Below are 10,469 nucleotides of genomic sequence, written 5' to 3' on the forward strand. Positions count from 1 at the left end.
AAGTGGTACTCCCGAGACTGGATCGAGCAAAACCCGCGAGCAAGTTATCAACGAAATGCGTAATGAAACAACAGCTGAACGGGATGCTCGCATGCAATCAACTGCGAACTAAACACGCTGAGTGTGAAGCCCCCTCGCTTTCCTGTGTGACATAAAAGCAGAGGTTGGTGAAACTTTTAACAAAATACGCGACCGGCGGTCTTCGGCTCAACGATTCGTGCAAACGATAGTGGTTGTAAAAATGCTGCCAGCCCTCGTTCCTAGACCGGACTTCCTGTACGGATCCATAGACATCGCAGTCGAGCACCTCCGTTCGGCAGGACCTGTTGAAGCGTTCGACGTAAGCGTTCTGGATCGGCGTGCCTCGCTGAATGTGGCGAAGGTTCCTACCCTTGCTCTGCGCCCATCGCTTTACTGCGTGGGCAAGGAACTCTGGCCCTTAGTCCATCAGCATCAGCATCATGGCCATGATCACCATGGGCACAACCACGACGACAACTCAGATCATGGCGACCTTAACTTGCGTTCAGCCTATCTTCACGTCCTTGCGGATGCCGCTACTTCGGTGCTAGCCATCGTTGCTTTGCTGGGTGGAATACACTGGGGTTTTGGTTGGCTGGACCCCTTGATGGGCATCGTCGGTGCGGCTCTAGTCGCCATTTGGGCGTGGGGTCTGTTGTGTGATAGCAGTCGAGTCTTGCTGGATGCCGAGATGGATGCACCAGTGGCCGAAGAAATTCGAGAATCCATCGCCGAAGGTCCATATCGGGCTGTCATCACGGACCTGCACGTTTGGCGGGTGGGCAAAGGGAAATATGCCGCCGTCATTGCCGTAGAAGGAAACTCTGAAGTCACCCCTGACTACATCCGCCAACTTGTCACTATTCATGAGGAGTTAGCGCATGTTTCAGTGGAAGTGAATCCACTGAACTCATCAACGGCACTCATATAAGCATTTGCTTGGCCGCTGCTTTCGCCGGAAGCAGACTCTCGTGACTTTTCATTGAGCGGCAGCTTTCTGCCTCAGTGGAAGCGTTACGCAAATTCAGTCAGTATGAGCAATACTGGTCTGGCCGTGCGTCAAACAATTTCGCAGCGTCCACAAAGATTGTGGGAGATACCTTCCACATATAATTTCTGAACTATGACACGCCGTCTGGCCATGTTCTTCGTGATGCTGAGCGTCTTCTGGCAAGCCCTTGCTGTGGCTGGCCAGATGCCTGTCTTCGCGTCACATGAAGCGCTTGAGCATGCGGCGATGCATCTTCAAGAGGAAGGCCACCACCACCATGATGATGGTGCCGTGGAGCTCGATGACTCCTCTGACTCCAAACTGCACATGATGGCCAATGGGATGCCATCTGCAGCGGTTGAAGCTTTCACCTTGAGTGTTCCGGTGCCCGACTGGGTAAGCTCTCCACTCTGCCCGGTCGTCGATTCCATGCTCCCCCATCCGATCCTGGAAGGTCTTCGACGGCCTCCCAGACTCACAGCCTAGCTCTCTTTAGGTCGGCTTCATCCGTCTGAAGCCATCCCTTCGTTCGTGCATGTCAGATCTGTCGCAGTACCTCGCGACGGTATTGCTATGTACCCAGAGCATTTAGAGGCTTTGTGAACCCCAAAATTAAATGGAGGCTCTGCATTCTTGCAGGGCTGACGTTGGCGTGCACGTCGTACGCACAGCCAATGGAAAGCGTTGCTGCGCCAAAATCGAGCAGCAACATTCAAAAAACAACCTTGGCGACTGCCGTTGAGGCGGCCTGGAGCCGCGCCGTTGCCTCTGCTGAGGCTGCAGGCATTTCTCGGCAGGCAGCCGCAGAAAAGCAAGCATCAAGTGCTCTTTGGGCTGCACCTCCCTCAGTGGAGTTGAGCCACCGCAATGACCGCCTGCAAAGCAACAATGGCGCTCGCGAGACTGAAGTAGCTTTGGCGGTGCCGCTCTGGCTTCCCGGCCAGAAAAGCGCCAAGCAACAAGCCGCAGATTCGTTGTCATCTCTATCTCAGTTGTCTGAAACTGAGGGAAAACTGCGTGTTGCAGAGGTTGTCCGTGAGTTGCATTGGCAGATTGCTGAGTTGCAGGCCAGCCAATCTTTGTCAAAGCAGCAGACCAGCACTTTTGCGGCCATCGCATCAGACGTGGATAAACGTGTGAAAGCCGGTGATCTGGCAAGAGCAGATGCCTTGGCAGCCAAGGGGGAGCTTTTAAGCGCACAAGCAACTCAGTCACAGGCTGAAACCCAGCTTGAAGCAGCAAAGCGCCAGTGGACAGCCCTGACAGGATTGGCCCAAACACCTGACGCTACGTTTGCGAGTGCTGAAAGCCCATCTCCTCGCCAGTTGGCTGAGCATCCCGAACTGTTGCGTGCAGAACAGCAAGTAGACCTGGCACGTAAGCGTTTGGATTTGGTTGCCAAATCGAATCGCAGTGCTCCAGAGCTGATCACCAAGTTCAGGCAAGACATTCCAGGCCATGGTCAGGGTTCCGCCTACAGCCTGGGCCTTGCTGTGCGTATTCCGTTCGGCACAGACGATAGAAATGCACCCTTGCAAGCTGCCGCCTTGACCGAGCTGGACATAGCTCAGCGCAAGGAACAGGTGCTTCGTGCTCAGTTGTCTGCTCGCATGGAAAGCGCCAAGGCTGCAGCAGCGGCAAGTCAGTTGCAGTTGCAGACCGAGCGTGAAAAAGCCGCGTTGCTTAACGAACGAGCCAAGCTGATTCGTGCCGCCTTCAATGCAGGCGAGACATCGCTCCCAGAGCTTCTGCGCGCAGCCAGTGCCGCAGCTCAAGCCGACTACAGCGCTGCTCGGCAGGAGGCTGCATTTGGCCTCGCACGTGCACGTCTTCAACAAGCCTACGGACAACTGCCATGAATTCTCCGTTTTCAACTCCTTGCGCCGTGAAGCGCTTGCTCTTACTGGGTGGCTTCGCCCTTACTACAGGGATCGCCTTGGCATCCCCTGGTGCACACGGTCCCAATGGAGAGCATTTGGACGCAGCACCTACGGCAGGAGCCACTTCTTCTGCACCCAGGTTCGAGGCTAAGTCCGAAGACTACGAGCTGGTTGGTCGCCTGCAGGGCGGTGAGTTTTCGATGTTCATTAATCGATTCGCTACGAATGAACCCGTGGATCAAGCCAAGGTGGAAGTCGAGCTGGGTCAACTGAAAGCCCCTGCGCCTTATCACTCGGACCAGGGCGACTATGCCGTGGCTGACGAGAAGTTCTTGGCAGAACTCGGCAAGAAAGGGTCACACGCGCTGGTGATCACGATTCTGGATGGCAAAGAGTCTGACCTGCTGGACGGCACTTTGGAAGTCGGGGCGACCCAAGCTGCAGCTGAGGCCACCCATGCTCATGGAGATGAAAACGCTTTGCTGTTTGGCGCATTGGCAATTGCGGCATTGGCCGCAGTGGGTGGATTGGGATGGCTCTTGGGCCGTGGCTCTAACAGCAAGGTAGCAAAGGGAGGCGCCCAATGAAACGCATCGTCATCATGTCTGCGGTCTTGGCCGTCACCATGGCTCAAGCCTCTCCGGGCGCTCATGGCCCCAACGGAGAGCATCTGGATACCGCCTCGGCCGCTCCATCGGCAGCAGGTTTGAGTCGTCTGCCTGATGGCAGCGTCAATGTGCCCATGTTGTCCCAGCGTCGATTGGCAATTCGCACGGAAATTGCCCTGATGTCCGAAGCAAGCGCAACCACCGAACTGCCAGCCAAAGTCATCGCGGACCCCAATGCAAGCGGCCTGGTTCAGACGGTTGTGGGCGGAAAGATTGAGGCCGGATCCCAAGGCTTGCCGTTTGCTGGCAAGACTGTACGTAAAGGGGAGGTCCTGGCGGTCGTAGCCCATCACGCAGATCCACTTGCCTTGTCAGGACAGCGTGCCCAGTTGGCCGAGCTCAGAGGTGCCCGCGAAATTGCGCAAAAGCGTGTGGAGCGACTCAAAGGGCTTGAAGGCACTGTCCCACGCAAAGAGATTGAAGCGGCTCAGACAGAGTTTGCAAGCCTGAGGGCGCGTGAAAGCGCAATCGGTGGCGGACTTGCTGCCAAGGAAAACGTTGTCGCACCGGTTTCGGGTGTCATCGCCAGCGCCAATGTGGTGCTCGGTCAGGTTGTCGAATCCAAGGATGTCTTGTTTGAGATTACCGATCCAGCCAAGGTCATGGTGGAGGCCACAACGGCCGATCCTGCTCTAGCAGCCAACATCAGTGCAGCAACGATCAAAGCGACGCCGGGAGTCCGTTTGGAGCTCATTGGTGCTGGTCGAAGCTTGCGTGACGGTGTGTTGCCATTGACCTTCAAGGCGGTTGCGTCCGATGGCACTCAACAGCTACCGATTGCTATTGGCCAACCTGTCACCGTGATTGCCAACTCCAAGCAAAGTGTCAAAGGCTTTGTTCTTCCCGCACAGGCGATTACTCGCAACCCTGCCAATGAGCCTGTCGTCTGGATCAAGTCAGGTGCAGAGCGCTATATCCCTCAGCCCGTGCAGTACCAAGCGTTGGATGCGAACCGGATCGTCGTTACCAAGGGGCTTGGCGATGAAAACCGGGTCGTGGTTCAAGGTGCGGCGCTGATCGCACAAATCCGCTGAACTGTGAGGTGACACATGTTCAACTGGATTGTTCGTAACAGCCTGCATAACCGGCTGTTTGTGCTGGCGTTCGCTGCGATATTGATGGTCTACGGGATCATCACAGCGGTCAAAACGCCTGTTGATGTCTTCCCGGACCTCAACAAACCTCTAATCACTGTTCTGACCGAAGCCGGGGGCATGGCCCCTGAAGAAGTCGAGCAGTTGGTGACTTTCCCCATTGAAACAGCATTGAATGGCATGCCGGGGGTCACTCGCGTGCGCTCCATGTCCGGGGTCGGTTTGTCGATTCTCTATGCCGAGTTTGACTGGGGAACTGACATCTACCGCAATCGCCAGTTGGTGGCGGAGCGGCTTGCGCTCGTACGCGAGCGACTTCCCGCTGATGTGGTGCCGGTGATGGGCCCTGTGTCTTCCATCATGGGTGAGGTCATGCTGCTGGCCTTGCCCTTGAATGTGGGCGAAAAAGGCGCATCGGCCGCAACACCCATGCAGGCACGGGAGTATGCAGACTTTGTGCTGCGTCCTCGCTTGTTGGCTGTCCAAGGTGTTTCGCAAGTCATTCCCATCGGGGGTGAAGTACGTCAATTGCGTGTCGAGCCTGACACCGCCAGGATGGCTCAGTTCGGCGTCACCCTTTCTCAGCTGGAAGCGGCTCTCAAGGGGTTTGCAGGCAACGCAGGCGGCGGTTTCATAGACCTCAATAGCAGGGAATATCTGATCCGCCACATTGGGCGTACCAACAAGGTCGAGGACCTGCAGTCCGCTGCAGTGGCCTGGCGAGATGGCCGTCCAATCCGCCTGGAGCAGGTTGCCAATGTCCGGTTTGCTCCGGCCATGAAGCGCGGTGACGGTGGTTACAACGGCTCTCCTGCGGTCATCGTCAGCGTTCAGAAGCAACCTGAAGCCGATACCGTTCGCGTGACGCGTGACATCGAGCAAGCGCTTCGTGAACTAAGCAAGGGCCGTCCTGAAGGCATCAACGAACCAAGAGCCTTGTTCCGACAGGCGGATTTCATTGAAGCCTCCATTGGCAACGTGACAGAGGCACTGCGTGATGGAGCCATCATGGTCGCCATCGTTCTGTTTGCCTTCTTGCTCTCAGCCAGAACCACTCTGATCTCACTGGTCGCGATCCCACTGTCGCTGGCTGCCACGGCGCTGGTATTTCACTGGCTGGGACAATCCATCAATGTGATGACCTTGGGCGGACTTGCCATTGCCATTGGCGAGTTGGTTGACGATGCGGTGGTGGACGTAGAAAACATTCTGCGCAGACTCAAGCAAAACCGGGAGCAGGAGCACCCGATGCCGACGCTTGAGGTTGTGCGCAAAGCCAGCGTGGAGGTTCGCTCCGGCATCGTTTATGCCACGGCCATCGTGGTGCTGGTGTTCGTGCCGCTGTTTGCTCTGCCAGGGGTCGAAGGCCGCTTGTTCTCGCCGCTGGGCATCGCCTACATCATCTCCATTCTGGCTTCCATGCTGGTGTCGATGACGGTGACGCCGGTACTGTGTTCCTACCTCCTGCCGAGAATGAAGCGCATTGATCATGGGGACAGCCCCATCGTCAGACGCCTCAAGCAATGGGATGAAAAGCTGCTGGCTTGGTCTTTCCCAAGAAGCAAAGCGCTGATGGCTACGGCCTTGGCTGCAGTAGTGATTGCACTGGCCAGCGTTCCCTTCTTCCCGAGAGCGTTCCTGCCAGCCTTCAATGAAGGCTCGCTGGTTCTGGGCATGGTGTTCAATCCGGGGACGTCATTGGCAGAAGCCAATCGAATGGGCTCCTTGGCTGAGACCTTGATCATGGAGGTGCCCGAGGTCACCCAGGTTGGGCGCAGAACAGGCCGGGCTGAGCTGGACGAGCACGCGGAAGGGGTTCACTCTGCAGAGATCGACGTTGATCTGAAGCGCAGCGAGCGTGATCGTGAAGCCGTGATGGCCGATATTCGCGCAAAGCTGTCTGTGCTGCCCGCACAAGTTGCTGTGGGCCAGCCGATTTCTCACCGCCTGGATCACTTGCTGTCCGGTGTTCGCGCTCAGATCGCCCTGAAAATTTCTGGTGACGATACCGACACGCTGCGTGGTTTGGCCGAGCAGATGCGCCAAAGTCTTTCAAGCATCCCTGGCCTGGTTGACCTGACCGTCGAGAAGCAAGTGCTGATTCCTCAGATTACTGTGCGTCTTGACCATCAGAAAGCCGCCCAGGTGGGGTTGGCTCCCGGGGAGGCTATTCGTGTGCTGCAAGCGCTGACGGATGGTGCTCATGGTGCACAGATCGTGGATGGCCCTCGTCGCTACGAACTGGTGTTGCGTTTGCCCGATGAAGGTCGCAGCCCGCAAGACCTGGCTCGAACCCTGATCGACACGCCGGCTGGCAGGATTCCTGTCTCAGCGATTGCGACGGTCTCCGAGACGGATGGACCCAACCAGATTGGCCGGGAAAACGGTCGTCGTCGCATCGTGGTCTATGCCAACACGGACGGTTCAGACATGAGTCGTATCGTGCGTGACATTCGTGCGGCGATAGATCGCACCCAGTTACCGACAGGCAACTCCATCTCTCTGGAGGGGCAGTTCCAGGCTCAGGAGCAGGCTGCGCAAAAGATTGCGTGGCTATCGCTGATGTCTCTGGCTTTGGTGTTCCTGGTGCTTTACACACGCTACCGCTCCACGACGCTGGCCTTGATCATCATGGCCAATATCCCGTTGGCTCTGGTGGGCAGTGTGATTGCAATGTGGCTTTCGGGAATCACGCTCTCCGTGGCCTCCATGGTGGGCTTCATTACCTTGACAGGCATTGCAGTTCGCAATGGCATCCTCAAGGTGAGCCACTACATCAACCTCTGCAAGTTTGAAGGGGAGCAGTTCGGCCAGTCCATGGTTGTCCGCGGCTCACTGGAGCGCCTGACACCTGTGCTGATGACTGCGCTGGTAGCTGCGTTTGCCCTGACGCCTTTGCTGCTGTCTGCCGATGCTGCTGGCAAGGAAATCTTGCATCCAGTTGCGGTGGTCATCTTCGGTGGTTTGGTGAGCTCCACGCTCCTAGATACGTTGTTGACTCCACTGATGTACCTGGCATTTGGTCGAACGGCCACCGAAAAGCTTCTGGCTTCAAATCCAGAAGCCGAAGGCACGCCTGAGCAGCAAGAAGCGTTTTAAAGCAATTACGGGCTTTGAGGCGCAGCCCTTGATGCGCCTCGCTTTAGCTAGGAATAGTTATGAAAAAACTGCTGTCTGCAGCTGTCCTGGGCCTTTCTCTGATCAGCATGAACGCCATCGCGCATGGCACTGCCAAGCCTCAGCACGGCGGCATTGTCCAATCGGCCAGCGATCTGTCCTTTGAACTGGTTCCACAAGCCAATGGTGCTGCCATCTACGTAATCGATCACGACGATCCTGCTGACGTGAGCAAGATGGGCGGAAAACTGACCGTGCTCAATGGTGCGGAAAAGTCTGAAGCCGACATCAAGCCTGCCGGTGGCAACAAACTTGAAGCAACAGGTATCAAGGTTGCCAAGGGCAGCAAAGTTGTTGCAGCAATCACCGGCGTTGAAGGCCAAACTGTCACCGTGCGTTTTTCGGTCAAGTAATACCCAGCTCGACAAAGCATAGGTAAGACGAGGTAGCTATGAATGTTCTGGCAAACCGTGGAGTTGTGGCCGCACTGAGCGCAGCAGTTCTGTTTGGTGCAGGTACCCCAGCAGTCAAGATGCTGCTGGAGCATGCCAGTCCCTGGTTGATGGCAGGCATTCTCTACCTCGGCTCTGGTATCGGCCTGCTGATCTACAGGCTGATTACGAAAGCTCCTGCAGTCGCCCTGAAGCGGCATGAAATGGGGTGGTTGGCTGCAGCCGTCATAGCAGGCGGCATGATGGGGCCGCTGCTTTTGATGACAGGCTTGTCTGGGATGGCTGCGACCGACGCATCTTTGCTGCTCAACGCCGAGGGCGTACTGACTGCCGTTCTCGCGTGGTTTGTGTTCAAAGAAAACTTTGATCGCCGCATCGCCTTGGGGATGGTGGCAATCGTCGCTGGTGCAGTCGTGCTCAGTTGGCCGAGTCAAACAAGCACTGCCAGTCTTTGGCCCACGCTTGCAGTGCTCGGTGCCTGTCTGTCCTGGGCCATTGATAACAACCTGACCCGTAAGGTGTCGATTGCGGATGCCTCCTTCATTGCCATGATGAAGGGCCTGGCTGCCGGCGCTACCAATTTGCTGTTGGCTCTGGCAACTGGTGCAGTCTGGCCGTCACCAGGAGTCGTGGCTTTGGGGGCGGTGATTGGCTTCCTGAGCTATGGCACGAGCTTGGTCTTGTTCGTGATCGCCTTGCGCTATCTGGGTACAGCTCGCACAGGGGCGTATTTCTCCATCGCGCCGTTTTTTGGAGCCGTGCTGGCCATTGCTTTCTTGGGAGAGCCTGCATCGCCTCGATTGCTCGTTGCTGGCGTTTTGATGGGTATCGGGGTCTGGCTACACCTTACTGAAACCCATCAGCACGAGCACACCCATGAGTTGCTAGAACATAGTCATGAACATGAACATGATGAGCATCATCAGCATGTCCACGCGGACGGGTCGATGCCAACGGGTAAGCATGCACATTTGCACACTCATGAGCCTACGACGCACAACCATGAGCATTTCCCAGATTTCCATCATCAGCACGAACACAAACACTGATGTGCAGATTCAGCGTGCCGACACGCGTGAACCGCACTCGCCTTACGATGTCAATGATCTAGTTGATAGATGACAAGGCCAACAACTGAAGCTGCTGCGACGATGACTGGCCCTGGGAGCTTTGTTTGAAGTTTCCACTGAGTTACTGTAGAAATGATAGAAATTGCAGCGGCGATCCCGTCTGTAATTGATCGCTGTTAATTTCCACGCAAAACTGACCCGCCGAGGGTGCGGATAAAAACTTGGACTGGTTTTATGCGGCTAGGCCAAGTTTGTGCCGGTATTCCACAGGACTTAAACGTCCCAGAGATACCTTGATACGTTTTTCGTTGTACCAACGAATGTACGCATCGACAGCTTCGATGAACTGCTCAATCGTCGTTGATTGCCAGTTGCCGGGATAGAACAACTCTATTTTCAGCCTTCCAAAGAAGCCTTCGCATGCAGCATTGTCTGGCGAGCACCCTTTGCGAGACATCGAGCGAATCAGCTTTGCATCATGGATCCTCGAGAGCCAGCCCGGCCAGCGGTAGTGAGCTCCACGATCAGAATGAATCACAGGGCGGCTCTCACTGCCTTGAGCAGCATCAATGGCCGCATCCAGCATTGTGTTGACGAGATTTGCGTTGGGATGAGTCCCAATCGACCAGCTCACCACCAGCCCGTCAAAGCAATCAATGACTGGCGACAGGTAAACCTTGCCAGCAGGGATTTGGAATTCAGTAATGTCTGTGAGCCACTTCTCATTGGGCGCAGCAGCATGGAAGTCTCGATTGATGAGGTTTTGCGGGGCAGCACCTATCTCTCCAAGGTAGGAGTTATATCTGCGGCGTTTGGGCTTGGCCACGATCAACCCCTCCTGCTTCATCAGCCGACGAACCACCTTCTCTGAGATGCCCGTGCACTCCTTGAGCAGAGATGCCTGTACCCTGCGGTACCCATAGCAACGGTAGTTGTTGTCGAAGATCTCTGTGATGCTTCGGCGTACATCCAAGTATTTGTCAGCCAGCTTCAGCCGGGCACGATGGTAAAAGTACGAGCTTCTAGCAAGGCCAACAAGAGAAAGCAGTTCTGGCAATTCATACTGACCGCGCAACGCTTCAACCAGCACAGCCTTATCTTTGTTTGCCAGGCTATGCAGATCAATGCCAGCCCCATTTTTTAAGATTTCATGGGCCTGTTTGAGAAGCTCCCGCT

At 55.9% G+C, this 10,469-nt stretch carries 10 protein-coding genes; 8 read left to right on the top strand and 2 right to left on the bottom strand.

All coding sequences use genetic code 11. From position 1 onward, the window contains the following. Positions 1-97: 97 nt before the first annotated feature. Complete coding sequence (locus CTATCC11996_RS26565) at positions 98-355, bottom strand: integrase core domain-containing protein (RefSeq protein WP_369346160.1); 258 nt, start codon at positions 353-355, stop codon at positions 98-100. On the opposite strand from CTATCC11996_RS26565, the gene CTATCC11996_RS23580 reads away from it, so the two are divergent. The 8 genes from CTATCC11996_RS23580 to CTATCC11996_RS23615 all read left to right on the top strand — a co-directional run bounded on the left by CTATCC11996_RS23580 (position 242) and on the right by CTATCC11996_RS23615 (position 9,272). Beyond that, the gene (locus CTATCC11996_RS23580; protein ID WP_003062571.1) at positions 242-952 is read left to right on the top strand and encodes a cation diffusion facilitator family transporter; all 711 of its coding nucleotides are present in this window, start codon (positions 242-244) and stop codon (positions 950-952) included. The genes CTATCC11996_RS26565 and CTATCC11996_RS23580 overlap by 114 nt on opposite strands. Positions 953-1,144: 192 nt before the next feature. Then, positions 1,145-1,498: a hypothetical protein gene (locus CTATCC11996_RS25995; RefSeq protein ID WP_034350255.1), complete on the top strand. Its 354-nt coding sequence runs from the start codon at positions 1,145-1,147 to the stop codon at positions 1,496-1,498. Between the two features lie 188 nt (positions 1,499-1,686). Next, positions 1,687-2,871, top strand: coding sequence for a TolC family protein (locus CTATCC11996_RS25310; protein ID WP_080554097.1), 1,185 nt, complete (start codon positions 1,687-1,689; stop codon positions 2,869-2,871). 116 nt (positions 2,872-2,987) lie between these two features. Beyond that, positions 2,988-3,479 (top strand): hypothetical protein, encoded by a 492-nt coding sequence (locus CTATCC11996_RS23595; protein ID WP_003081354.1) that lies wholly within the window; start codon positions 2,988-2,990, stop codon positions 3,477-3,479. Continuing rightward, entirely contained in the window at positions 3,476-4,594 is a 1,119-nt protein-coding gene (locus CTATCC11996_RS23600) for an efflux RND transporter periplasmic adaptor subunit (protein ID WP_003081355.1), read from the top strand. Before CTATCC11996_RS23595 ends, CTATCC11996_RS23600 begins: the two co-directional genes overlap by 4 nt. 15 nt (positions 4,595-4,609) lie before the next feature. Next, positions 4,610-7,753 carry an efflux RND transporter permease subunit gene (locus tag CTATCC11996_RS23605; RefSeq protein ID WP_003081359.1) on the top strand — a complete coding sequence of 1,048 codons (3,144 nt, stop codon included), beginning with the start codon at positions 4,610-4,612 and terminating at the stop codon, positions 7,751-7,753. 59 nt (positions 7,754-7,812) lie between these two features. Then, positions 7,813-8,184, top strand: coding sequence for a hypothetical protein (locus CTATCC11996_RS23610; RefSeq protein ID WP_003055055.1), 372 nt, complete (start codon positions 7,813-7,815; stop codon positions 8,182-8,184). Positions 8,185-8,222: 38 nt separating this feature from the next. Then, entirely contained in the window at positions 8,223-9,272 is a 1,050-nt protein-coding gene (locus CTATCC11996_RS23615; RefSeq protein ID WP_034350260.1) for a DMT family transporter, read from the top strand. A 253-nt stretch (positions 9,273-9,525) separates the two neighbouring features. Here CTATCC11996_RS23615 and CTATCC11996_RS23620 read toward each other — a convergent pair. Next, positions 9,526-10,469, bottom strand: a 944-nt coding sequence (locus CTATCC11996_RS23620; protein WP_003081363.1) for an IS3 family transposase, incomplete at its 5' end; no start/stop codon positions are given.

Source organism: Comamonas testosteroni ATCC 11996, assembly GCF_000241525.1.
Lineage (GTDB): Bacteria > Pseudomonadota > Gammaproteobacteria > Burkholderiales > Burkholderiaceae_C > Comamonas > Comamonas testosteroni.

Bases quoted from the DNA above. Each gene is read 5' to 3' on its own strand.
- CTATCC11996_RS23580 (WP_003062571.1), top strand. From the start codon at position 242: ATGCTGCCAGCCCTCGTTCCTAGACCGGACTTCCTGTACGGATCCATA.
- CTATCC11996_RS25995 (WP_034350255.1), top strand. From the start codon at position 1,145: ATGACACGCCGTCTGGCCATGTTCTTCGTGATGCTGAGCGTCTTCTGG.
- CTATCC11996_RS25310 (WP_080554097.1), top strand. From the start codon at position 1,687: ATGGAAAGCGTTGCTGCGCCAAAATCGAGCAGCAACATTCAAAAAACA.
- CTATCC11996_RS23600 (WP_003081355.1), top strand. From the start codon at position 3,476: ATGAAACGCATCGTCATCATGTCTGCGGTCTTGGCCGTCACCATGGCT.
- CTATCC11996_RS23605 (WP_003081359.1), top strand. From the start codon at position 4,610: ATGTTCAACTGGATTGTTCGTAACAGCCTGCATAACCGGCTGTTTGTG.
- CTATCC11996_RS23610 (WP_003055055.1), top strand. From the start codon at position 7,813: ATGAAAAAACTGCTGTCTGCAGCTGTCCTGGGCCTTTCTCTGATCAGC.
- CTATCC11996_RS23615 (WP_034350260.1), top strand. From the start codon at position 8,223: ATGAATGTTCTGGCAAACCGTGGAGTTGTGGCCGCACTGAGCGCAGCA.